Here is a 25,262-nt window from a genome sequence, read left to right as displayed (position 1 = left end):
TGATTTGTGCTTCTATCTCCAAACGCAAGAACTTCCTACGTTTTGGTAGCTGTTGATAAAGAAACCAAATGGTTGTCGTATACTATATAATCAGTACTGTGAAGCCGCAAGGTAGCTCTCTAGAGTTATTGGGTTCACAAGGTATGAACTAGACAGTAAGCCAATAGTCAAAAATTAATTGAACTAAATAGCAATTTTCTGCGGGGTATCTCGTGAGGTGCTTTGCAGAAAAGATATGTTCTAAACATTAACCCTTCTTATGGCAATAAATCAGCTTAAAGCGGGAGCCTTTTTGTCCTATATATCTATTGGATTGAATAATATAGTCGGCTTGCTTTACACTCCATATATGTTGCGGATGTTGGGACAAAACGAGTATGGCTTGTATTCTCTAGTGGCATCTGTAGTAGCTTATTTGACAGTATTGGATTTGGGTTTCGCCAATGCGATTGTTCGTTATACCGCTAAATTTAGGGCAGAAGGAAAGAGCAAGGAACAATATGAGATGTTTGGGATGTTTCTGATCCTTTATTCTTGTATTGGGATCGTCGCTTTTTTCTTGGGATTAGGAATTTATTTTAATGTAGATCGTTTGTTCGAGGTTTCCATGACAGCGGAGGATCTGGGTAAGATACGCACGATGATGTTGTTGATGTGTTTTAATTTGGCTTTTACTTTCCCGATGAGTATTTGGGGGGCTGTTATCACCGCTTATGAGAATTTCGTTTTTCAGAAATTGGTAAATATTGTCCGTATTGTGCTGAATCCACTTGTAATGGTACTCTTATTAAATATGGGCTATAAAGCGATCGCAATGGTGGTTGTGACCACATTGTTCAATGTAGCTACATTAAGTATTAACGCATGGTATTGTTTTTATAGGATCAAGATTAAGGTTTGTTTGAGGCAATTTCATTGGGGATTTCTACGAGAAATATCGATTTATTCGTTATGGATCTTTTTGGATTCCATTGTGTCTCACTTTTATAGTAGTGTAGGGCAAATTGTGCTGGGTATTTATAGGGGAGCTTCTAGTGTAGCTATTTATGCGTTGGCTATTCAACTAAAGTCACTGTTCACTTCTTTTTCTACAGCATTAAATAGCGTCTTATTACCCAAAGTAACGGTATTGGCTGCAAAAGAGGGGAGCCATAAGGATATCTCTGATTTGTTTGTCAGGGTCAGTCGTTTGCAATATTTTGTGATGTCATTTATACTTGTAGGTTTCATCATATTTGGCAAAGAGTTTATTATCATTTGGGGGGGGGAGGATTACGTGCAAACTTATTACGTATCTTTGATTATCTTGATCCCTTTCTCATTCGATTTGATTAGTAATGTAGGAGTTGTGATTTTGCAAGCGGAGAATAAATTGAAGTATCGTTCTATTCCTTTGATTGTTGGATCACTGATTGGTTTGGTATTGACTTTTCCTTTTACTCATTACTTTGGAGTCTACGGATGCGCATGGGCGATCTCTATATCGATCCTCATATCAAATGTATTAGCATCGAATATCGTTTTTTATAAAATAGCAGGAATAGATGTGATTCAGTATTGGAAAGAGGTGATGAGAATGTCATGGTTCCCGGTATTGATGATAGTGGCTTTCATGCTTGTGAAAGGTAATCTACCGATTCATTCTATACTATCTTTATTATGCTATATATTGATCTTCTCATTGTTCTATATTCCATTAAACGTGATGTTAAATATGAATGGATGGGAAAAGATGATGATTTATTCCTTGATGTTGAAAGTGAAAAATAAATGATGAATAATGTGCCCCGTTCAATGTAAATCCTTTTCTTTAGTCTCTTTTTTGATGGCCTTCACCGTATGCATGCAGAATCCGATATGGCCTTTATGGGGAATATGGGGAACTTGGCTAGGATACTCTTCTGTTTTTTTACTTTATATTATAATGCAAAAAAACAAACAGTTGAGTATTAGAGTAAGTGATTTGATGATTCTTATACTTATGTTTTTTGTATTTCTTATTATTCCATGTTTTTATGCTTTTAGAACTAGTTCATTATTTATAGTTCTCTCTTATTTTTTAGCTCTTAATATTGATCGGATAAATGGAAAGAAGACACTTGACTATATAAGCAGTTTTTTATACTGGGTTATTCTTGTTTCATTACCAGCTTGGCTTATTCATTTGAATTTGTTTGAATTTCAGAATTTTGGGCAATTAGATTTATCGGAGATGAAAGGGGCTCCTTACATATATAATAATTACATATTGTTTGTTATGGACGCTACTAGAGATTATTATCGATTTTATTCAGTTTTTGATGAACCCGGAGTTTTAGGTACTCTCTCAGCCTTTGTCTTATATGGTAATAAATACAATTTCAAAAGGAAAGAAAATATTGTAATATTGATAGGGTGCCTATTTACTTATTCAATGGCATTTTATATGATAACCTTATTAGGCTGGCTATATCAATCGGCTATATCATTCAAGAGGCTTATTATGTCAATTGTCGCAATAATATTGGTTGTCGGGATTCTTGTTTATTTTATGGCTGACGATCAAGCATTTCAACAATCGGTTATTGAGCGTTTCACAGACGTTGGTTTAGACAGGGTTGAAGGCCGGACAGGAAGTAATGTGAATGTTTTTTGGGATAAGTATATAGCATCTTCTGATGTGTTTTTAGGTATGGGGACTTCGTTTATAAATGATAATCTTTCGGGCTTTGGTAATTCATATAAACGTTTTGTTATTGAGTATGGTTTGATAGGAACAATCTTGTTAATAGTGATGTATTTTCATCTGGTCAAAAGATGGAATCGTCTGACTTTAGGATTTTTTGTCTTATTTTTTCTTTCGTTCTTACAAAGGCCGTTGGCGTTTTCTTCTTGGCAGATATTTGTTTTTATAGCGGTTATATCTAATTTATACATTCGGTTATCCTCAAAAAATAACGTAAATTAAATGTATATAATGTATTTGGTATTCTGTTATTATTGATTCTTATTTGTTATATAAACTGATAAATATATCTCCTTTTATGGGAGATAAATCGAATGAAATATGAATTACACTAAATTATTTGAGCGATATGGGCGTATTCCGCCTGTATCAAGAGAGCGGTATGTGCATGATCGGTTACTTTATTCTCCTCTAAGGTATGCTATAAGATGGCTTTGTACGAAATGGCTCTTCCCTCATTATTTTAGAAAATATCGAAACTTGACAGAACAGATGGCTGAGGAAACAATTGTTTCGTTGACTTCATTTCCAAAAAGATTCTCAACACTTTGGTTAGTAATTGAAAGCTTGAAACACCAAACAATTAAACCGGAAAAGATCGTTCTCTATCTTTCTAGCGAAGAGGTGAGTGGTCGTGAGGATATCCCAGCTTCTCTTCTTGCTGAGGAGGATGATCTTTTTGAGATTCGTTTTAGGGAGAGAAAGTTACGAGCTCACGGTAAATATCATTACGCCATGCAGGATTTCCCAAATAAGAATATTGTAACAGTGGATGATGATATTGTTTACGCACCTACTATGCTGGAGGCTTTGGTGGATGGACATAAGATCTTCCCTAACGAGGTAATTACTAATTGCACGTGTCAGATTCTGCTGAATAATGATAGGAGTGCCAAGCCGTACAAAGATTGGAGTAAAATTAAGGTTGTGGATTGTTGCAGGTATTGTTCGTTTGATAATTTAATACCTATGGGGGTTGGAGGTGTGCTTTATCCTGCAAATGTATTATATCGGGATGCGCTAAACTTTGATTTAGCTAAAGAACTTTCTTATTTGGCAGACGATCTTTGGCTCTATGCACAGGTTGTGCTGAATGGTAAAAGGGTGATAAAAACATCGTTTGATACGGCTCAAAATATTCCGGTTTATATCAAAAGTAATGTGACGCTACCAGCGTAAATGTGATAGAATGCCAAAATGACGTACAAATGCGTAAATTGAGAGAATATTATTTGCGGACTCTTGATTATGATATCATTGATTTCAAATGATATATTACTAATAAGTGTAGCACCTCTTATTTACTTGTTGCGAATTTTACTTGTTTTGTTATGATATATAAATGAATTAAAACAAATCATGAATAAACTTTGTCTTATTTTTAATATAGCACCTCATTATCGTAATAATATTTATCAATTAATTGATAAATATTATGATTGTCGATGGTTTTTTGGTGAAAATAAAACGAATGTAAAGGGGTTGGACCTAAGTTGCTTAAAAAATGTAACGATAGGAAAGAATATAAAGATCTTCAAAAAGAAAGCTATCTATTGGCAGGCCGGTGTCTTTCCTTTTCAGAAAAATCAAAATGCTAAAACTTATTTGATTTTGGGTGAACCCATATGCTTATCTACATGGTTTTTGCTAATAAAGTTGAAGACTTTTCACTCTGCGAAGTATATCTACATGTGGACACATGGTTGGTACGGAAGAGAAAATAGGTGTAAGGTCTTTTTGAAAAAAGTTTTTTTCAGTATGGCTGATGGTATATTCTTATACGGTAATTATGCCAAGGAACTAATGATACAACAAGGCTTTGATGCAAATAAATTATATGTAATTTATAACTCATTGGATTATGATAAGCAACTAAAAATAAGAAATAGTTTAAGATGTAGCAATATTTATACTGAACACTTTGGAAATTCTAATCATACTTTAATATTTATAGGGAGGTTAACGAAAAAGAAAAAACTAGATTTAATTATAGAGGCTCTTTATATGCTTAATAAACAGCTTCATCGTTTTAATTTAATTTTTGTAGGAGATGGAGAAATGATGGAGCAACTCAAAGCACTTGTTTTTGATAAAGGTCTTGAACAGTGCGTTTGGTTTTATGGAGAATGCTATGATGAAGCGGTTAATGCTAGACTTTTGTATAGCGCGGATCTATGTGTTTCGCCTGGATTTGTTGGTTTAACAGCTATGCATTCTCTAATGTTTGGAACACCTGTTGTAACTCACAATGACTTTAAAAATCAAGCACCTGAATTTGAGGCAGTAAAAGAAGGGGAGACAGGAGCATTTTTCGAGATGAATAGTTTAAAATCATTAGTCGAAACCATTTCTAAATGGTTCAATAATGAATGCTATAATCGTAATGATATTAGAGAAAAATGTTATGCGGAGATTGATCAGAAATGGACACCAAAATTTCAGATCAAGTTGCTTAATGAGAAATTGAAATTCTAAAAGTAATAATTATAGACTAATTAAAATTATTTGTTACATGAAAATACTCCATGTAATCCACCAATTGTGGCGAGGGAACGGGGCTGCGAGAGTTGTGAGGGACTTAGCTGCCTATCAAATCGCTCAAGGGAACTCGGTGAGCATAGTCTCCTTATCCCTGTTTGCTCCTACCTTTGACCAAGAGTTAGAGGCGTTGGGGTGTGAGGTTATTTATCTGGAGAACCGGAGATATTCCTGCTACCACCCTAAGTTTTTTTTCCGGTTGAGAAAGATCATCAAGGAATATGAGATCGTTCATGTTCATCTGTTTCCAGCTCTTTATTGGGTGGCGTTAGCGAAACTTTTCTCCTCAGCCTCTTGTAAGTTGGTGTTAACCGAGCATAGTTCGTTTAATAATCGGCAATCCATTAAGCTCTTGAATCCACTAGAACGGTTTATTTATACCCGTTATGATGCGGTCATAGGGGTTTCTGATGATGTATCTAGGATGCTAAGATCTAGGTTTGGTCTGAAGGAGCGTTTATATACCATCAATAATGGGGTTGGGATTGAGGAGGTACGCTCTGCTCCGGTAGTGCGCCGAGAAAGTCTAGGGATTCCCAAGGAGGCTGTATTGATCGTACAGGTTGCTAAATTTTATGAACAGAAAGATCAGAAGACGGTGATACGTATGCTCACTCAATTGCCAGATTCTTTTTATCTCTTCTTCGTGGGAGAAGGTTCTTTATTGGAAGAAGACAAAGCGTTGGCAAGGAGTTTGGGGATGTCTGACCGGGTTATTTTCGGAGGATTTAGGAACGATGCGGTATCTATATTAAAAGCGGCAGATATCGTGGTGATGTCTTCACGTTTTGAAGGGTTGTGCTTGTCTGTATTAGAGGCGATGGCCGCTGGGAAACCAGTGGTCGCCTCGAATGTAGAGGGGCTGTCGCAGGTGGTTGAAGGCGCAGGGCTTTTATTTGAACTCCATGATGAGAAAGGCCTAGCGGCCCACGTCAAACGACTGATGGAGGATCGATCCTTCTATGAGAGTGTTGCGGAGAGATGTAGGCAAAGAAGCTTGTGTTTTAGCTCAGACACCATGGCAGAATCTTACCAGCAGGTTTATAAAGAGTTACTTAAATAGGTATTAATTTATAAATACTATGTTATATCTCCTTTTTCAATAATACGATATAAAGACCATTGTATATATAATCTGTAAAGATATTACATCGGTATCTCATTTGATATAAGCAAGGCCAGTTCTAATTATTCAGTTACATATAAGAGTATAAGATAATGATACGAATAACGGGTGATATTTCTCTAACAGAGGGTTTCTTTGATTTAGGAGCAGGTGTCGGTACTTCGATAAAATCGGGAAAAGATCCCTTTTCTAAAATACAAAAGAGGAAAGGAGATATTTGGATTGGTAACTTTGAAGGTGTAACTTCTGATACTTCAGAATTGAAAGGATACAAGGCAGAGATGTTCAGGATTGCACCTAAGTTCTTAAAAAATATATTTCATTTTAATTATTATTGTGTGGCGAACAACCATATTATGCAACATGGAAGTTCTGCTTATCGTGAAACGCTAAAGAATATAAAATCGTTTGGTAGTGATTATTTTGGAGATATAGATAAGAAGAGCATTTTGTTTGAATATAAGTCGAGTAAGATTTCAATTACCTCTTTCTCTCTTCGTAAAGAAGAACATTTCAAACCACCATTATATTGGCATTCCCCGGAATATGTGGATATCGAAAAAGAGTATCAGAAAATCAAAGATGCTGATTTTAAGATCGTTTATTTACATTGGGGTAATGAATATATGAATTATCCCTATCCGGATCAAGAAAAATTCGCTCATTGGCTTATTGATTTAGGCTTTGATCTGATTATTGGATTGCATCCCCATGTTTTACAAGGGTATGAGGTGTATAAAGGAAAGTATATCTATTATTCTATAGGTAACTTTGTCTTTAATATGAAGAATTCGATTACTTGTTATGGAGCGATTGTCAATGTGGAAAGAGATGAGAAGGAGTTTCGAGTATCTCATTCTTATATAAAAATAGAAAATGACTATTTCCCTATCGAAGTATCCGCAGAAGAAATTCCTTATAAAGTGCAGTTTGATTACCTGAATACATTATATGGGAGAGATGTTTTGCATGAAACATATTATATGCAAGATATTAGTCGAATTCGCCATAATCGGTTGATAAGTAGATTTTATTTTATAAAGAATATCTTTAAACTTCGATTTGATGTATTACTCTTTTTATTGAAAGATTTTATTGTTAGACGTAAAATATTTAGAAAATGAATAAACTATCTCTATATTCTTCCCTTCCTTATTGGCTTCAAAACATCGCAGTCTCTCTTCACGGATACAAGCTAAAGAAACAGCGTTTTAACGATGACTTTTATAAGATCTTGGACTTCTTGAACTCAACCCATGGTTGGTCAAAAGAACAGATTCGTTCTTATAAAGAAGAACATACCTTTAAAATATTGGAACAAGCTTATAATCACTGTCCTTATTATCGAAAGAAATATACTGACGTAGGTTTATCCCCTTCTGATTTTAAGCAATTGGGAGACTTGCAAAAGTTCCCGATTCTGACGAAGGAAGAAATCCGTGAGAATTGGCTTGGCCTAGTGGCTGATAATATTCCCCGAAAGGAACTTATACGATTTAACACCAGTGGTTCAACGGGAAAAGCGTTGGACTTCTATTGGACTAAATATAGTGCAGCTTATTATTGGGCGGTAGACCAAAGGTATAAAAATAGGTTTGGTTTTACTTTGGGAAAGGCTTGCGTTAACTTTTCCGGTCGTCCTATCGTTCCTATTTCAACCTCAAAACCTCCTTACTGGAGATATGATCGTGTCTTGAACCGTTATTTCATCAATATGCATCAGCTGAATGAAGTGAAAATACGAGATATTGTAAATTGGATTAATTCAAAGAGTATAGAGATGTTTATAGGATATCCATCTATTATGGCAGCTTTCGCAAATGAGTTGACTAATGTGAAGATGGCTTTGGATTTTCCTCCTAAACACATATTCACGGGTGCCGAGAAGTTATACGAGAATCAGAAAAACATCTTACAGGCTGTTTTTAAAGGTGTCCAAATCCATGAGTTGTATAGTTTTTCTGAGCAAGCCGCTATCGCTACCCATTGTACCCACTCGGTTTATCACGAGGATTTCGAGATTGGTCATATGGAATTGGATCTGGCTGTTCCCGTAGAGAATGGGGTGCAGGGTGAGATTTTGGCTACCGGGTTCGCTAATCTTGGTATGCCTTTTATCCGTTATCAAAACGGGGATACGGCAGTGTTCTCCGACCGGGAATGTGGATGTGGATTACATAGCCAAATTATAGAAGATATTGTTGGTCGGAATGAAGACTATATAGTTACACCAGAGGGGCTTCATATTCAACGTTTGGACTATATATTCAAGGATACATCGGAGATAAAGGAGTGCCAAGTAGCTCAAAAAGTATCGGGGGAGATGATTTTACGTATTGTGAGAAGGAATTCCTATAGTATGGCTACGGAGAAGAAATTGTTGGTAAATATATCTCAATGGATAAGCCCCACCATGAAGGTGAAATTTGAGTATGTGGATGAGATTCCCCGTACAAAAGCAGGGAAGTTTAAGGCAGTTGTTTCTGAATTGAAAAAATAATCATATTGATTTATGAATAAACTAGAATCTACCATCTATAACCTCGTCCGTAAAAATCCAGCCTTAAAGCAGTTCGTGCGGAATATGTATCAAGGCATATTTGATTTGCTGCCAAGGAAGAAGGAGTATTTCGCCTCTCCCTATCAATACCGGGAAGGCTTCTTTTTTGGATTTCACGATGTCACGCCTTTTTCTTTTGATGAGACCAAGCTATTGGCGAATCAAAATAGGTTGGATTTGCGTATGCCTTTACCGTCTGATGGACTGGATGTCGGATATTTTGATTTGGAACAAGGCACTATAAAAGACTTTCATAGAGTGGATACTTCTTACGCATGGAATTATCATAAAGGATGCAGGCTGCAATGGTTGGATAAGAACCGGATGATTTATAATACGGCGATAGCGAATCGGCTTGTGTCTAAGATTCATGATTTATCGACAGGGGAATACCAAGTAATAGACTGCCCGATTGATGCGGTCTATCAAGATGAGCAAAGATCTTTGGCCTCTTCTTTTAGTTATGAGCGCTTGGAGCGTTGTATGCCCGGGTATGGTTATCCTTATCGGGATGGAGGGAAATTGGATGATCCGGCACCTAAAGATAGCGGTTTGTTCTTGGTGGATTTAAAGGAGAATACTTCAGAGTTGCTTATCTCTTTGTCTGAGTTGGCACAGATGGAAGATGAATCCTATAGGCAGGGGTATATGCATTTTGTAACCCATTCGGAGTTCTCGAAAGACGGTCGGTATCTTTCTTTCTTATACCGGAAAATACCAACCGATGGGGATTATATGAGGCGGCATACCAAGATCATGATTTATGATTTGCGTGATCGGCGACTTATTACCTTACCTACTCAAGAGTCCGGTTCTCATTATGTATGGAATAACAGGAATCAATTGATAGCGTCTTGCATTATAAATGGTAACAGTTGTCATGTATTGTATGACATGAAAGATGTAGATCATTATCAAATAATAGTAGGGGATGTGTTGAATTCGGATGGTCATCAGTCCTTTATCTCGGATACGTCTTTTGTGGCGGATACTTATCCGGATAAATATAGGATGGCAAAAATCTATAAGGCTGATATCAATACTCAAAGTGCGGATTTGTTGCTAAGTATCTACTCTCCCAAAGAGTTTCAAACGAAAGATTTTAAATGCCATATAGCTTGCGATTTACATCCCAGAGTATCCCCTTCTGGGAAGTACCTATGCTTTGATTCGCCTCGTACTGGAAAACGGGGGTTGTATATAATGCCATTGTCGGTACCGGCTATGTAGGCAAGGTGTCTTATACGATAAAAATCAAGAAGAATATTTGTGGCCTAGCTAAAAGTAAGTATATTTGTGGTGGTAACTATCGTGCGATGGCTGTAAATCAATATGATCGATCGTATGATAATATGTTTATTTTGTACAACAATGAGGAAGGACGATATATTATATTCTCTTAGGGCTTTGATAAAGCAAGTGATGCCAGCTGGAACAAAGGTTTTTTTGTTTGGTTCGCAAGCCCGTGGAGATGTCCATGATGAATCGGATTGGGATATTCTAATATTGTTGGACAAGGAAAAGATAACCTCTGCGGATTTTGATACCTATGCCTATCCTTTAATCGACCTAGGATGGCAATTTGGCGAATATTTTAGCACTAAGTTATATACCTTTACTGAATGGATGAAACGTAAAGGTACTCCTTTTTTCAAGAATGTGGAATTAGATGGTATAGAACTATGAATCTAACAGATGAAGAACGGGAAGCCCTTGTTATAGCAAGAAAGGCTAGAGCTTTTGATACTTGGGAGGAAACCAAAGGGATCGTAGAGTGTGGTTATTGGCATGCGGCCGCTAATAGAATGTATTATGCTTGTTATTATATGACCACGGCACTGTTAATTAAAAATGGCTTTCAGGCTTCTACGCATTCAGGAGTGATTCGTTTATTAGGTCTTCATTTTGTAAGTACAGGAATAATCAGTAAAGACTTGGGACGTTTTTATAGTAAACTATTTGAGTTGAGACAAAGTGGGGATTATGATGATTGGATTGTGATCGATGCCAATGAGATTCTTCCCTTGATGGATTCTGTTGATAATTATTTGAATACCTTGCTTTCGTTGATAGAGGGAAAAGCATGAGGCTATCCTTGTCTTCTTTGCCGTAAATAGTTTAAAAAATTGAATATCGCATATCATTTGGCTTGGTATGCGTAATATACGTATACCAAAACTTGACTTCTCTATAGATTTCCTGAAATATATAATCTTATAACTTATGAATATCGCAATTATCGGCACCGGCTACGTAGGCCTGGTGTCCGGGACTTGTTTTGCCGAGATGGGGGTTGATGTCACTTGCGTGGATGTCAACCGGGAGAAAATAAATGGCTTGTTGGAGGGGAATATCCCGATTTATGAGCCGGGGTTGGAAGAGATGGTATTGCGTAATTCCAAGGAAGGCAGACTTCATTTTACGACGGATCTGGCCTCTTGTCTGGATAACGTGGATATCGTTTTTAGCGCCGTGGGTACGCCACCGGACGAGGATGGTAGCGCCGACCTGCGTTATGTGCTGGAGGTCGCTCGTACGTTTGGCCAATATATTAAGAAATATACGGTATTGGTAACCAAGAGTACGGTTCCCGTGGGTACGGCACGGAAGGTAAAGGCTGCGATTCAAGAGGAGTTGAGTAAACGTGGGATGGATATCCCCTTTGATGTGGCCTCGAATCCGGAGTTCTTGAAGGAGGGTGCGGCCATCAAGGATTTCATGAGTCCGGACCGGGTAGTGGTCGGTGTGGAGTCGGAGAGGGCGAAGGAGATGATGAGCAAGCTCTATCGTCCGTTTCTCCTGAATAATTTCCGGGTGATCTTTACGGATATTCCCTCGGCGGAGATGATTAAGTACGCGGCTAATTCCATGTTGGCTACTCGTATCTCGTTCATGAATGATATAGCGAATCTTTGCGAGTTGGTTGGCGCTGACGTGAATATGGTCCGGAAGGGGATCGGTTCGGACAGTCGAATCGGTAATAAATTCTTGTATCCGGGATGTGGCTATGGAGGTAGTTGTTTCCCTAAAGACGTGAAGGCTCTTATCAAGACGGCGGAAAAGAATGGTTATCCGATGGGAGTGCTAAAGGCCGTGGAGGAGGTGAATGAACGTCAGAAGACGATCCTTTATACGAAGCTTAGAAAACATTTTGACTCTTTGGAGGGGAGAACGATCGCTCTCTGGGGCTTGTCTTTCAAGCCGGAGACGGATGATATGCGTGAGGCTACCTCTTTGGTGATGATTGATCTTTTACGGAAAGCGGGTGCCGTGGTCAAGGTGTTTGATCCTGTGGCGATAGGCGAGTGCAAACGTAGAGTTGCTGATCGGGTTGTTTATGCGAAGGATATGTATGAGGCGGTAATCGATGCGGACGCATTGTTGTTGTTGACCGAGTGGAAACAGTTTCGCTTGCCAAGTTGGGCCGTGATCAAGAAAGTAATGAGGCAACCTTTGCTGCTGGATGGTCGCAATATCTATGACGCGAAGGAATTGGGTGAGCTAGGCTTTACCTATGAATGCATCGGAAAATAGTTATGGATAATTTCGGTTTGGTCTCCATTATTACTCCTTCTTATAATTCTTCGTCTTTTATAGCGGAAACCATTGAGTCGATTCTTTCTCAGACTTATCTTAATTGGGAACTGTTGATTACCGACGATTGCTCTACGGATCGTTCTGTTGAGATCATAGAGCGGTATATTCAAAGGGATTCCCGTATTAAGTTGTTCCGGTTAGAAAAGAATTGTGGGGCGGGTGTTTGCCGGAATCGCTCTATCTCGGAGGCCAAAGGACGGTTTATCGCTTTTTGCGATAGTGATGATCGATGGCGTCCGGAGAAGCTGGAGAAACAGTTAGCTTTTATGCGAGAGAAGGATTGTGCCTTATCTTATACCTCGTATATGACTTGCGACGAGAGTGGCAAGATTTCCAGCATTGTTATCGGAAAAAGAAGGGAGACCTATTTCTCTATGCGGTGTGATGATGGGATTGGCTGCTTGACCGCTGTCTATGATACGGAGAAAGTGGGAAAGGTCTTTATGCCGGAATTACGTAAACGGCAAGATTGGGGGTTATGGCTTACCATACTTAGGCGTTGTGAGGTCGCTTACGGCTTGAAAGAGCCATTGGCGATTTACCGAATTCACTCAAGTTCTATCTCTCGGAATAAATGGTCTCTCATAAAGTATAATTTACGTGTTTATAGAACGGTTCTCGGATATTCCCCGATGGCTTCGTATCTGTATTTCTTTATTCTGTTTTTACCTTCTTATTTTTCTAAGAAAGTATTCTTGAGGTTAGTAAATAGATAATTTGGAAACAGCTTTATTCGATATAACACGGCCTTGTCATGACTGACTTGTGCCGTGTTTTTTTATTTATTTACTTGATCATTGCAATGATATTCTTCCCAAGTATGATCCCAAGGAAGACCGCTATCAAACCAAGGATATTACTGGCAAGTACATTGAGTAGTGCCATCTTGTATTCTCCGGTACGCATAAGTACCATCGTGTCGAGAGCGAAAGAAGAGAAAGTCGTGAAACCACCGAAAAGACCAGTGAATAGGAAAGCTCTTGTATTGATAGAAAAATTATAGGCTTCCGCTATACTCCAGCAGAAGCCGATTAAAAAGGAGCCGATCACATTGACCGACAAGATACCAAAAGGAAAGGAGTAAAGCATCGATCGTTGCACCCACGTGGAAACTCCGAACCGTAGCGCAGATCCGATAGCTCCTCCTATTATTAAAAGAAAAACCTTTATCATAATCAACCTAGTGTGTTTCCCCCGGGCTAGGTTAAGGCCCGGGGAGATGGTAAATGATTTAGGTTTTCAATTTAATTGGCCGACTCAAACTGTCTCAAGAAACGAACATCGTTTTCCGAGAACATGCGTAAGTCTTTTACTTGGTATTTCAAATTGGTAATACGCTCGATACCCATTCCCAACGCGTAGCCTGAATAAACCTTGCTATCGATACCGCAGTTCTCAAGCACGTTCGGGTCTACCATACCGCAACCGAGGATCTCTACCCAACCGGTTCCTTTACAGAAGGGGCAACCCTTACCTCCACAAATGTTGCAGGAGATGTCCATCTCGGCGGATGGCTCCGTGAACGGGAAGTAAGAAGGACGCAAGCGAATTTTTGTATCCGGACTGAACATTTCCTTGGCGAAGAACAACAAGGCTTGTTTCAAGTCGGCGAATGAGACGTTCTTATCCACATATAACGCTTCTACTTGATGGAAGAAACAGTGAGCACGATAGGAGATAGCCTCATTACGATATACACGTCCCGGACAGATGATACGGATAGGCGGTTCTTGCTTTTCCATTACTCGGGTCTGTACGGAAGAAGTATGTGTGCGAAGCAATACATCCGGGTTATGCTGGATAAAGAACGTATCTTGCATATCGCGGGCAGGATGGTCCTCGGCGAAATTCAAGGAAGAGAAGACATGCCAATCATCCTCGATTTCCGGTCCCTCAGCGATGCTGAATCCTAACCGTCCGAATATATCGCAAATTTCTTTCTTTACAAGTGATAGAGGATGACGAGTGCCTAGTTCGATCGGGTAAGCTGTACGAGTCAAATCGATATCATCGTTTGCGGTCTGTACATTCTCAAAGCTTTCTTTTAATTCGTTGATCTTGCTCTGGGTTGTTTCCTTTAGTTCGTTCAAGTATTTGCCAACCTCACGTTTTTGATCAGCCGCTACATTACGGAAATCATTCATCAACGCCGATATCTCGCCTTTTTTGCTGAGATACTTTATACGTAAAGCTTCTAGTTCCTCGGCATTTGCCGCTTTCATATTCTCTACTTCTTGAAGCAGAGCCTTAATTTTATCGAGCATTTCTAATCACACTTTGTATTTGTCATGCAAAAGTACGCCTTTCTTTTGAAACCGCAAGGGATTCGTAAGGTTTTTTAGTTAAATGTAAGCGCAGACACTTAGGTGTCTTGTTTTATATATTAAAGTATTTATATATCTTCGCAGCATAATCAAACTATAAATTAATTAATGGAAATAGTCATTATTATTGGCCTTATCTTACTGAATGGAATTCTTGCGATGTCGGAAATCGCCTTGGTCTCAGCCCGGAAGGCTAGGTTGGAAACCGAAGCGAAACGTGGTAATAAATCTGCGGGCACTGCTTTGAAGCTGGCAAATGAGCCGGATAAGTTTCTCTCAACCATCCAGATCGGAATTACCTTGATCGGTATCTTGACCGGTTTGTACTCTGGCGAGGCGTTAGCTCATAATTTCGCTGTTATAATAGCGCAAATACCGGCCCTAGAACCGTATGCGTTGGGGATCGCTAAAACGACGATCGTTATTATCGTGACGTATCTTACACTTATATTCGGAGAGTTGGTACCGAAGCGGATCGGCATGGGGTGTGCCGAGAAGGTCTCTATGTTAGTTGCTAAACCCATGAATTTTCTTTCCTTGATATCCTCTCCTTTTGTTTGGCTACTTTCAAAGAGTACGGCGTTGGCTGTGAAGATGACGGGCGTGGATACGAAAGAGGAAAATAGGGTAACAGAGGAAGAAATCAAGGCGATCGTGAAAGAGGGCTTCGACGGTGGCGAGGTGCAAGAGGTAGAGCAGGACATCGTAGAGCGGGTCTTTAATCTGGGAGACCGTAACGTGGGTTCTATCATGACGCATCGTAGCGAGCTGGTTTGGCTGGATGTGACGGATAGTACGGAGAAGATTCGGGAGAAAGTGGAGGAGAACTTATTTAATATATATCCCGTGGCCTCGGAGAAGTTCGATAATATAGTAGGGGTCGTTTATCTGAAAGATTTGTTCGGAAGGATCGATCAACCAGATTTCTCGATCAACCAAGTACTTCGCCCGGCACAGTTCGTTCCCGAGAACCAGAGCGTATATAACGCCTTGGAATCTTTCAAGCAGACACACGTGAAATATGGACTCGTTACGGATGAGTTCGGAGGTATCCAAGGTATCGTAACCTTGAAGGATATTATGGAAGGCTTAATCGGACAAGTACCGGAAGTCGGAGAGGAGTCCGAGATCATACAACGTGAGGATGGTACTTGGTTGGTGGACGGCCAATATTCTTTCTATGATTTCTTGGAATATTTCGACATGGAGGATTTGTATGCCGAGCATGATTATAATACCTTGAGCGGCTTGATCCTAGAGATATTGGAGCGTGTACCGAAGACGGGTGAGAAATTAAAGTGGCTGGACTTTGAGTTTGAGATCGTAGATATGGATGGCGCCCGGATCGATAAGGTTTTGGTCAAGTACTTGAAAAATGGGTAAAATGTCTTTTTAGAAGAGTACGCCGAGTGAGATACTCATCACGTTCGTTCGCTTGTCAATATTGATATCATAATTAATCTCGGGAACCGGGTTGTTGACTTTCTCGAAATCGGATTCCACTTGATTCAATCCGAACTCATAGACAAAGTCGAAGAATAGCCGTCCGATGCTAACCCCTACGCCCGTAGCGATATTGACTCCGAACGGGGTGTTGTCATTCACGTATTCTACGTGCGTGGTGGAAGACTCTACCGTATAGGCGATCTTATAGTTGTATTTTAATTTGGGGCCGACCATAAGGCTAAGTCCGTAAGGCCCTTTCTTCACTAGGTTATAGCCTACCATTATGGGAACCTCTAAGGAACTGGTTTTCATCATCAAGAGGTCGGTAGTTGCCGATGTATTGGACATCATATTATTTTCCGGCAAACTTTGAGGTATGGAAAAACGGATATTTCCCTCAGAACGATGCCATGAGAAACTAGGCTGGAGGAAGAACCGTTCGATATTGACCCGGCAAAAGACCGCGGCCAGATAACCTACCTTATATTCGATGTCTATATTCTCCGCTTCCTTCCCATTGATGGAAAGGGAGTTTATGACTGGGAAAGTGGCGTTGAATCCTACTTTGGCTCCAAAGTTGAATGCCTTGTCCTCGAAACGCATGAAGCTCTGGGCTTCTGCTAACAGACCGAAAGATAGCAACGCTCCTATAAGGTAGACTTTTTTCATACCGTTATTTTTTCTTTTTCACGGACCAGCCGAATTTACCGACAAATTCACCTAACCCGTAATACTTACCATGCGAGTAAGCCAAAAGATCCGCTTTCTGCATATCAAAAGCCCCTGTCTCTGGGTCTAGATATCGGTCGTCGGCCTGTACGTTTACGACATCAGCGATAAACATATCATGACTTCCGAGAGCGATTACCTCTTTTACCCGGCATTCGATACAAAGCGGAGACTCGTCTATCGTAGGGGCGTTAACGACGGTCGCTTTTCCGGGAGTGAGCTTCATCTCCTCGAATTTATGATGGTCTTTCCCTGAGTTTACCCCGCACCAATCCGTGGCGTAGGCCAGCTCACGATTCGTCAAGTTGATGACGAATTCCATATTCTTCTTCAAGATCGGATAAGAGAATCGTTCCGGACGTACGGATATATAGCACATCGCCGGATTCGTACAAATCGTACCGACCCATGCGACTGTTATTATATTGTACTCGGAAGGCTCATTCCCACAACTCACCATTACGGCTGGCAATGGATAGATCATGGTTCCCGGTTTCCAATCGTGCTTCATAATAAAAACTGCGTTTTTATAATTGAAAGTTGAGAATTGAGAATTAAAGATTCCGTAAAGCTAATTCTCAATTCTCAATTCTTAATTTTCAATTATCTAATGATTATGTCCTCTTTATTAATCTTACGTTCGCAATAATGACATTTAATGGTTCCCTTCTCCTTGTCGATCACGTGGAAGCGGGAAAGCATCGGCTCATTATTGGTGATACATTTCGGATTGTTACATTTGACCAAGCCAATCAGCTCGTCGGGTAAAGTAACCGTCTTCTTCTCTACAACCTCATAATCACGGATAATGTTCAATATAATATTCGGGGCGATCATGGCGATACGGTTGATCTCGTCCTCCTCGAAAAACTTGTCGGCGATCTTGATCATACCCTTGCATCCCATCTTGTTGCTATGGAAATTATTGCCGATCGTGATCGTATTGTTCATTTTCTCCAGTCCCAGTAAAGAGGCTACCTTGAATAATTGGCTGGGAGGAATATGGTCTATGGCGGTACCGTTCTCTAAAGCGGCTACCTGCAACTCTTTTTTCTTTTCTGCTGACATAAAACTTCGTTTTTATTCGTCGATAGATATACCTAAAACTTCGCAAATGATAGCTTGGCGTGCGAACAGCCCGTTGCGTGCCTGCTGGATGTAATAAGCCTTTGGATTGTCATCTACATCGTAAGCGATCTCGTTCACACGGGGTAGCGGATGTAAGATACGCAGGTTCTCACGGCTGTTTCTCAGCATGTCGTTACGCAGGATATACACGTTCTTTACCCGCTCGTACTCTTCCAAGTCTGTGAAACGCTCACGTTGTACACGGGTCATATAAAGGATATCCGTCTGGTTGATGATATCTTCCGTGAAATCGGTATGCTCCTCGTATTTGAGTCCGTGCTTGTCGCAGAAGTTCTTTTGCTCGTCCGGCATGCGCAGCTCGTTCGGCGCGACGAAGTGGAAGGTCGGATGGAAGTGAGACATTCCCACGATCAAGGAGTGAACCGTACGGCCATACTTCAAATCGCCGACCATCGTGATGGTGAGGTTATCCAGTTTGCCTTGTGTCTTGCGGATGGAATACAGGTCCAGCATGGTTTGCGAGGGATGTTGGTTTGCCCCGTCACCAGCGTTGATGATAGGGATATCCGTCACCTCGGAAGCATAGCGGGCGGCTCCTTCCAGATGATGTCTCATAATGATCAAGTCCACGTAATTGCTTACCATCAAGATCGTATCTTTCAAGGTCTCGCCCTTGGAGGAACTAGTCGTGGAAGCGTCCGAGAAACCGATCACCCGTCCACCTAAACGGTTTACGGCTGTCTCGAAACTCAGTCTCGTACGTGTAGAGGGCTCGAAGAACAGGGTGGCGGCGACTTTGCCTTCCAGTAATTTCCGGTTCGGATTCTCCTCAAACTTCCTTGCGTTATCCAGAATACGAAGAATGTCCTCTTTGGAACATTGATCGATAGAAACTAAACTTTTACTTTTCATAGGTTGTGTATATTCTGTCTTATGTACGCGAATGTATAAAAAAAGCGGAGACCGAAGGGCCTCCGCTTTATATTTTATTTTAAGAAATCAACTAGACTTGCCGGAAGATAGAACGTGTTATTTTTATCGACATAAACGACGACAGAGTTTAACCGTATCTCATCTTGGCCTTTCTTCCCGGACTTCACGATATTGGAGAACGGGGTGATCGTTAGCTGTTTTTTCTTATCTTTCTTGTTCTTAACGATCAAGGTTGGAGAACCTTTCTCGTCGGCGGCAGGGATGATCTCGCAAGTGTAATCCTCGAATACGTCCGTGTGGCGTGCGAAGTTCTTGCTTGTAAGATCTTCCAAGTTTCCGTGTGTCAATCCGAACAAATTGCATAAGTACTCATTCAGCTCGATGTTCGTATTCATACCTAGGGGTAAGGTTCCTTGCGGATGGTAAGCGGCTAGGAATACTTCCTCGCCCGTATGGCCGCCGGTAGTGAAACCGAAGCAAGTGCGGGAAGTGATGATATGCGCCATCAATCCGGTTAACGAGCCACTGTACATGGAGGAATTATCTTCCGGTTTGCGTTGGTCTTCCGGTATCGGGCTATTCTTATAATCCTTGCAATTGTTCAACGCATTCATCTCTTCCGGAGTCAGCTCGAAGCCGGCGTAGGTGCGGAATACGTTTTGCACTTCTGAGTTAGGAACGCTGTTTACCTTGTTGGCGAAACCCTCGGCTGTCAATTTATACAGGGAGAATTGGTGGAACAATTGGTCTTTCGTCAATTTATCGTAACCTTTACAATCTCTTCTACCTAAGCTGATACCGCTGTTTCCGTGGTCGGGTACGATGACAACGGCAGTCTCGCCATTATTGCGTGCGAACTCCAATGCGGCACCGCAGGCACGATCGAATGCCAAGAAATCGGTAGCCATACCTACCGGGTCATTTCCATGAGCGGCCCAGTCTACCTTACTGCCTTCTACCATTAAGAAGAAACCATTCGGGTTCTTGGATAATTTGTCGATCGCCTTACGAGTCATTTCCTCGATAGAAGGTTGCTCTTCCGGATTGCGGTCGATATCGTAAGCCATTTCCTTGTTGCCATATAAAGCCCACATCTTCTGATTATTATCGGCACGCATACCTTTCAGGTCGTTTCTATATACGCCGTATCCGTTTGCCAATAGATAATCTTCCATATCCTTCGTAAGGATAGACACTCCACCACCGATAACGACATTGATATCATTATGAACCATCTGCGGAGCGATCCAGTCGTATTTACCACGGTTGTAGCTATGAGCGGAGCAGTCCGCCGGGGTAGCGTGCGGGAATTCGCAAGTGAAAACCAATCCCGTGGCTTTGCCCTGCAACATCTTTCCAGCCTCCAATACGGTGGTAAGCGGTTGGAAAGCACGGGCCGGGTCGGTCGGGTAGATATCGTTATCACCGTCGTTCTCCGGGTAAGTGGATACATAACCCGTACGGCTCGGCTGTCCGGTCATGTAGCATGATGTAGTAGGAGCAGAGTCGCCGATAGGGGCGTTAGAAGAATGTGTACGCACCGTTCCGCACAAATACGGGTCGATGTTCAATTTCGGTTTGCTGGGATCTTGGTACCATTGCAACCAACGGGCGATAGAGATAGTCGCCAATGAGGTTCCGTCCGGGATTAAGAGAATCACGTTCTTGACAGGCTTCACGTTCTCCTTTTCCACGGCATTGGCCGGCATAATGATAATAGCCAGCAAAAGTAGAAAAGCTAATGTTTTTTTCATGTGCTTTAATTTAATAATGTATAACAAATTCTTCTATTAAATCTTAATTCCCAAGTGGGATGATCTCCTCGTTGAACCGTGTCAACTTCTCCACGCCCGTCTCCGTTACAAGGAAACTGTTCTCGATACCCACGGCACCGACACCCGGGATCACGAATTTGGGCTCCAAGGCGAACACCATATTCGGTAAAAGCTCCTCTTTCGAGCGAGGGGTAAGCACAGGTAGCTCATTGATCTGTATACCGATGCCATGTCCTACGAATTTAGCCTGTTGCTCGGTTCCCATAAAGTTAGCCGAAAGACCTTCTTTCTTAGCGATATTCGCCGCTATATTATATAAATCCGAACAAGCGGTTCCCGGGCGGGTAGCGTTTTCTACCTCCTGCTGTATCGTAAGGGCCACTTGATGCGCCCGATAAGCTTCCTCCGTCAGGCGGCCTACGGAGAAGACACGGGTCATGTCCGTCATATAAGCCGTATAATTGCCGGCCATATCCACCATGATAGCGGTACCTTCTTTTAATAAAGTACCGTTAGCGCCTAGCGGACAAGAAGCGTCTATGCCGCCTCCACCCAAAGCGAAATCAAAAGGGGATGGGGTCTCGGCGTTTTCCCCGGCGAGAATACTACCCATATAGATATCCATATTGGCTCCGAAAGCACGGAAAAGACCGATCGAGCCGTTCTTGCGCATACGTTTCTCGATCTCGTACTGGAACTCCAAGTCTGTCATACCGGGACGGAAACATTCCGGGATCTCGCTATAAGTAGCCTCGTGCTTGCGGGCGGCGATACGGAATTGCCCGATCTCCCAAGGGGTTTTTACCCGGCGAAGGTTTCGCATGAAAGCGGTGGCGTTACCGGCCTCCTCCGGTTGGAATACCTTATCTAAACGGATGTATTCATTATAAGTTAACTCATCTGCCTCTAACAAGAGCTTTTTGGGCATCTTAATCCCTTGTTCCGCAAATAAGGGTGGGATGTCTTCCGGCTTACGGATGTATTCCACTTGATGTCCTGAAAGCCCGTTCGGTCGCTTGATCAAGAACCACGGCTCACCGTCTACCGGCAAATAAAAATAACCACTATAGATTTGTCCTGTCGTATAATAAAGATTTACATCTACGGTAAGCAAACAGGCATCCATACCCATCTTTGCCATACCATCTCTCATCCGATCCCATTTTATCTTTAGGTCGTTCTTCAATTCTTCTGAAATCATCTTCCTTTGTATTACTTTTATTTTGTACCGGGCATCAAAGGTAACAAGAATTTACGAGATTTAAGTGGATTTGAGGTGAATAAAGTATTACAAACGCATATATGCGAATATACGGTTGAATAGGGAAATCTTCTTATGAATAAAGATAATCGTATCTGTATCTATTCCTTGATTCTCGTCGTGAATCCTATAAACCACGGCGTGGTCTTTACAGATCATGGCGTGGTTTACAAAGACCACGCCGTGGTTTGTAGAATAGAAGTAGATCCGATATAGAATATATAAGTATTCAGCTGATTATTCTTGCGGAACAGATAGGGTATTCGATACTATTGGACCGGGATCTTGATAACCACCTTCCGGATATTCCCTTGGCCGATACCCGGGGCGTGCCCGTCTTCCGGGAAATAAATGGCGAATTGTCCGGGATAGATTTTCGTATAGGCGGTAGGTTTGTCGATATAAAAGGCGATATCTTGCTCCTCGTTGTATGGAACGGACTCCTCTAGTAATTGATCTCCCGGTTTCCATCCGATTTTCTCTACGCCCAATAAGGGGAATTGGATATCGATGAACTTCTTATGGGTCTCGATGGCCGCTTCCGACTTCTCCTTTCCGAAGAGGCTGGCGATGCTAACCGTGAAACCAGCGTCCGCTATATCGTATTTACCATCTTCCATTTTTGAAAAATCAGTAGACTTAACATAGTCAAAAGCCTGCTTAAACAGCGGATGGATACATTCGATCCGCTTAGAGTTCTCAAGTGAGTCTAGAATCATATTGTTATTAAGTTTTAGTAATTGGTTTGAAAATCGTTACAAATGTCGGGTATTTCCCTGTTAAATAATAGTCATATTTCTCAAATAAATCTATTAAGTTCCTAGGTTTCTTAACGTACGTAAATACTGTTTCGTAAAGTTTGCAATCTGGTTGCAATCATATTTATCGTATCTTTGTTATTCATTTATATATAACTAAACAGGTGATACGATCTATGAAAGATTTGGAGACAATTATACTACCGGTTCTCGAGATGAGTTGTGCCGTATGTGCCAATAACGTAGAGAATACGGTGAAGGGACTTCCCGGCGTGGAGGAGGCATCGGTGAATTTCGCGGCGAATACGCTTTCCGTCAAATACCATCCATCCTTGATTACTCCTCAGAAAATGAGAGAGGCCGTGCAGGAGGCCGGATACGATTTGGTCGTGGAGGTAGAGGATCCGACGGCGGTACAGGAAGAGATGGCACGAGAGCATTACCGGAAGCTACGCCGGAATACGATCGGGGCGTGGGTACTTTCCATTCCGCTGGCCCTGCTGGGAATGGTGTTTATGCATACGCCCGGCGGTAACTGGATCATGATGGCGCTGGCCTTGGTGATTATGATCGTGTTCGGGCGGTCGTTCTACGTGAACGGCGTGCGCCATGCGTTGCACGGTAGCGCCAATATGGATACATTGGTGGCGTTGAGTACCTCGATCGCTTTCCTGTTCAGTTTCTTCAATACCGTATATCCGCGGTTCTGGTATGAGAAAGGATTGGAGCCGCATGTTTATTATGAGGCATCCGGCGTGATCATAGCGTTCGTCTTGTTGGGCAAACTTCTGGAGGAGCGGGCGAAGAACAGCACTTCTTCCGCTATCAAGAGCTTGATGGGATTACAGCCTAAAACCGCTCGTTGTGTGCGAGATGGTCAGGAGGAAGAGGTCTCTATCTCGTTCTTGCGGGTGGGAGATCTTGTCAGTGTACGTCCCGGTGAGAAGATCCCGGTGGACGGCACGGTGTCTCAAGGTTCCTCTTCCGTGGATGAGAGCATGTTGAGTGGCGAGCCGATCCCTGTCGTGAAATCACAAGGCGACCGGGTCTTGGCCGGGACGATCAACCAAAAGGGCGCTTTCTTGATGGAGGCGACCGGGGTGGGGAGCGCTACCGTATTATCGCAAATCGTACAGATGGTACAAGCCGCTCAAGGAAGTAAGGCGCCCGTGCAGCGTATCGTTGATAAAATAAGTGGTATATTTGTACCGATCGTTGTCGGATTGGCGATACTTACTTTTATCGTCTGGCTGGTAGTAGGAGGAAGCGGGTACTTCTCGTACGCTCTCTTATCGGCGGTATCGGTATTGGTGATCGCTTGCCCTTGTGCGTTGGGACTTGCTACGCCAACTGCCTTGATGGTCGGGATGGGTAAAGGCGCCGAGCATCATATATTGATCAAAGACGCTTTTGCCTTGGAAAACCTTTGTAAGGTGGATACCGTCGTGCTGGATAAGACCGGGACCTTGACCGAGGGCGTGCCCGAGGTGACAGACTCTTTCTGGATATCGGAGGCGAGCCGGGATATGCTGGATATCCTTTATACCGCCGAGATGAAGTCTGAGCATCCTTTGGCGTCCGCTATCCTCTCATGGTTGAAAGGAACGGAGGCCGCGGAGATCGACGCTGATAGTTTCGAGAGCGTAACGGGGCGTGGTATCCAAATGCAGGTACATGGCGTGACGTATTGGGTAGGAAGCAAAGGCTTTTTGGAAACCTTCAAGGCGATGGTTCCGCCCGAGGCTGGGCGGGAAATCATCCGGTGGGAAGAGGATGGCAAGAGTATCGTTTATTACGGTTGGGAATCGGAATTGCTTGCGGTCATGGCTATTTCGGATCGGTTGAAACCTACGTCGGGAGAGGCGGTAGAGGCCTTGAAAGAAATGGGTATCGAGGTTCATTTATTGACCGGCGATGGAAAACGGACCGCCGAGACCGTTGCGGCCATGCTGGATATCCGTCATTATAAGGCAGATGTCTTGCCGAGCGATAAGGAGGAGTATATCCGTTCCTTGCAAGCCGCCGGAAGGAAAGTGGCTATGGTTGGGGATGGTATCAACGACTCGCAAGCTTTAGCCCGTGCGGATGTGAGCATTGCGATGGGTAAGGGAACGGATATCGCCATGGATGTGGCGATGGTCACGTTGATTACTTCGGATTTGATGTTATTGCCGGATGCGATCCGCTTGTCGAAACGTACGGTTCGCTCGATCCACCAGAATTTATTCTGGGCATTTATCTATAACTTGATCGGAATCCCATTGGCGGCGGGTGTCTTATTCCCGGTGAACGGACTGTTACTGAACCCGATGTTGGCGAGCGCCGCGATGGCTTTCAGTTCCGTGTCGGTGGTATTAAATAGCTTACGGTTGAAATGGAGTAAACTTTAAATAATAAGTAG

General features: G+C 42.0%; 24 protein-coding genes. 15 read left to right on the top strand and 9 right to left on the bottom strand.

Annotation, left to right across the window (positions count from 1 at the left end):
- The first annotated feature begins 259 nt into the window (after positions 1–259).
- The 12 genes from D7V92_RS05250 (at position 260) to D7V92_RS05195 (ending at position 13,262) form a co-directional block, all read left to right on the top strand.
- Entirely contained in the window at positions 260–1,774 is a 1,515-nt protein-coding gene (locus tag D7V92_RS05250) for an oligosaccharide flippase family protein (protein WP_008772309.1), read from the top strand.
- Positions 1,775–1,825: 51 nt separating this feature from the next.
- The gene (locus D7V92_RS05245; protein WP_147441514.1) at positions 1,826–2,947 is read left to right on the top strand and encodes a hypothetical protein; all 1,122 of its coding nucleotides are present in this window, start codon (positions 1,826–1,828) and stop codon (positions 2,945–2,947) included.
- Positions 2,948–3,046: 99 nt separating this feature from the next.
- Positions 3,047–3,904 (top strand): glycosyltransferase family A protein, encoded by an 858-nt coding sequence (locus tag D7V92_RS05240; RefSeq protein WP_147441513.1) that lies wholly within the window; start codon positions 3,047–3,049, stop codon positions 3,902–3,904.
- A 180-nt stretch (positions 3,905–4,084) separates the two neighbouring features.
- Entirely contained in the window at positions 4,085–5,200 is a 1,116-nt protein-coding gene (locus D7V92_RS05235) for a glycosyltransferase (protein WP_008772305.1), read from the top strand.
- Positions 5,201–5,237: 37 nt separating this feature from the next.
- Positions 5,238–6,326 carry a glycosyltransferase gene (locus D7V92_RS05230; protein ID WP_008772304.1) on the top strand — a complete coding sequence of 363 codons (1,089 nt, stop codon included), beginning with the start codon at positions 5,238–5,240 and terminating at the stop codon, positions 6,324–6,326.
- Positions 6,327–6,481: 155 nt separating this feature from the next.
- Positions 6,482–7,513, top strand: coding sequence for a CapA family protein (locus tag D7V92_RS05225; RefSeq protein WP_008772303.1), 1,032 nt, complete (start codon positions 6,482–6,484; stop codon positions 7,511–7,513).
- Positions 7,510–8,889 carry a phenylacetate--CoA ligase family protein gene (locus D7V92_RS05220; RefSeq protein ID WP_121772431.1) on the top strand — a complete coding sequence of 460 codons (1,380 nt, stop codon included), beginning with the start codon at positions 7,510–7,512 and terminating at the stop codon, positions 8,887–8,889. Before D7V92_RS05225 ends, D7V92_RS05220 begins: the two co-directional genes overlap by 4 nt.
- A 12-nt stretch (positions 8,890–8,901) precedes the next feature.
- Positions 8,902–10,179 carry a hypothetical protein gene (locus D7V92_RS05215; RefSeq protein WP_008772301.1) on the top strand — a complete coding sequence of 426 codons (1,278 nt, stop codon included), beginning with the start codon at positions 8,902–8,904 and terminating at the stop codon, positions 10,177–10,179.
- 141 nt (positions 10,180–10,320) lie between these two features.
- Positions 10,321–10,635 carry a nucleotidyltransferase domain-containing protein gene (locus D7V92_RS05210; protein ID WP_008778387.1) on the top strand — a complete coding sequence of 105 codons (315 nt, stop codon included), beginning with the start codon at positions 10,321–10,323 and terminating at the stop codon, positions 10,633–10,635.
- On the top strand, positions 10,632–11,036 hold the full coding sequence (locus D7V92_RS05205) for a HEPN domain-containing protein (protein ID WP_005857332.1): 405 nt from the start codon (positions 10,632–10,634) through the stop codon (positions 11,034–11,036). Before D7V92_RS05210 ends, D7V92_RS05205 begins: the two co-directional genes overlap by 4 nt.
- A 136-nt stretch (positions 11,037–11,172) precedes the next feature.
- On the top strand, positions 11,173–12,483 hold the full coding sequence (locus tag D7V92_RS05200; protein ID WP_008772299.1) for a UDP-glucose/GDP-mannose dehydrogenase family protein: 1,311 nt from the start codon (positions 11,173–11,175) through the stop codon (positions 12,481–12,483).
- Positions 12,484–12,485: 2 nt separating this feature from the next.
- Positions 12,486–13,262, top strand: coding sequence for a glycosyltransferase (locus tag D7V92_RS05195; protein WP_005862719.1), 777 nt, complete (start codon positions 12,486–12,488; stop codon positions 13,260–13,262).
- 70 nt (positions 13,263–13,332) lie between these two features.
- On the opposite strand, the gene crcB is transcribed toward D7V92_RS05195, so the two are convergent.
- Positions 13,333–13,719 carry a fluoride efflux transporter CrcB gene (gene crcB, locus D7V92_RS05190; RefSeq protein WP_008772297.1) on the bottom strand — a complete coding sequence of 129 codons (387 nt, stop codon included), beginning with the start codon at positions 13,717–13,719 and terminating at the stop codon, positions 13,333–13,335.
- Positions 13,720–13,790: 71 nt separating this feature from the next.
- Positions 13,791–14,810, bottom strand: a complete 1,020-nt coding sequence (gene pheS / locus D7V92_RS05185) for a phenylalanine--tRNA ligase subunit alpha (RefSeq protein ID WP_005857329.1) — start codon at positions 14,808–14,810, stop codon at positions 13,791–13,793.
- A 168-nt stretch (positions 14,811–14,978) separates the two neighbouring features.
- On the opposite strand from pheS, the gene D7V92_RS05180 reads away from it, so the two are divergent.
- On the top strand, positions 14,979–16,253 hold the full coding sequence (locus D7V92_RS05180) for a hemolysin family protein (protein WP_005857328.1): 1,275 nt from the start codon (positions 14,979–14,981) through the stop codon (positions 16,251–16,253).
- A gap of 9 nt (positions 16,254–16,262) precedes the next feature.
- Here the strand turns inward: D7V92_RS05180 and D7V92_RS05175 are convergent, their stop codons facing one another.
- The 6 genes from D7V92_RS05175 to D7V92_RS05150 form a co-directional block, all read right to left on the bottom strand.
- Positions 16,263–16,985: a porin family protein gene (locus tag D7V92_RS05175; RefSeq protein WP_005857327.1), complete on the bottom strand. Its 723-nt coding sequence runs from the start codon at positions 16,983–16,985 to the stop codon at positions 16,263–16,265.
- A 4-nt stretch (positions 16,986–16,989) separates the two neighbouring features.
- Positions 16,990–17,556 (bottom strand): flavin reductase family protein, encoded by a 567-nt coding sequence (locus tag D7V92_RS05170; protein ID WP_005862715.1) that lies wholly within the window; start codon positions 17,554–17,556, stop codon positions 16,990–16,992.
- A 92-nt stretch (positions 17,557–17,648) separates the two neighbouring features.
- A complete protein-coding gene (pyrI, locus tag D7V92_RS05165; protein ID WP_005862713.1) occupies positions 17,649–18,113 on the bottom strand; it encodes an aspartate carbamoyltransferase regulatory subunit in 465 nt (154 codons plus the stop codon).
- Positions 18,114–18,125: 12 nt separating this feature from the next.
- Positions 18,126–19,046, bottom strand: a complete 921-nt coding sequence (pyrB, locus tag D7V92_RS05160) for an aspartate carbamoyltransferase (RefSeq protein ID WP_121772430.1) — start codon at positions 19,044–19,046, stop codon at positions 18,126–18,128.
- Between the two features lie 74 nt (positions 19,047–19,120).
- A complete protein-coding gene (locus D7V92_RS05155; protein WP_121772429.1) occupies positions 19,121–20,821 on the bottom strand; it encodes an alkaline phosphatase in 1,701 nt (566 codons plus the stop codon).
- Between the two features lie 43 nt (positions 20,822–20,864).
- Positions 20,865–22,043, bottom strand: coding sequence for a Xaa-Pro peptidase family protein (locus D7V92_RS05150; RefSeq protein WP_121772428.1), 1,179 nt, complete (start codon positions 22,041–22,043; stop codon positions 20,865–20,867).
- A 135-nt stretch (positions 22,044–22,178) separates the two neighbouring features.
- On the opposite strand from D7V92_RS05150, the gene D7V92_RS22185 reads away from it, so the two are divergent.
- On the top strand, positions 22,179–22,319 hold the full coding sequence (locus D7V92_RS22185) for a hypothetical protein (RefSeq protein ID WP_005857316.1): 141 nt from the start codon (positions 22,179–22,181) through the stop codon (positions 22,317–22,319).
- A 53-nt stretch (positions 22,320–22,372) separates the two neighbouring features.
- Here D7V92_RS22185 and D7V92_RS05145 read toward each other — a convergent pair whose 3' ends face one another.
- Positions 22,373–22,822: a YhcH/YjgK/YiaL family protein gene (locus tag D7V92_RS05145; protein WP_005857314.1), complete on the bottom strand. Its 450-nt coding sequence runs from the start codon at positions 22,820–22,822 to the stop codon at positions 22,373–22,375.
- 215 nt (positions 22,823–23,037) lie between these two features.
- On the opposite strand from D7V92_RS05145, the gene D7V92_RS05140 reads away from it, so the two are divergent.
- Positions 23,038–25,251: a cation-translocating P-type ATPase gene (locus D7V92_RS05140; protein WP_121772427.1), complete on the top strand. Its 2,214-nt coding sequence runs from the start codon at positions 23,038–23,040 to the stop codon at positions 25,249–25,251.
- Positions 25,252–25,262 lie beyond the last annotated feature (11 nt).

Origin of the sequence: Parabacteroides sp. CH2-D42-20 (assembly GCF_003670185.1) — a bacterium.
Taxonomy (GTDB): Bacteria; Bacteroidota; Bacteroidia; order Bacteroidales; family Tannerellaceae; genus Parabacteroides; species Parabacteroides distasonis.
This window is presented reverse-complemented; position numbering and strand designations above follow the sequence as displayed.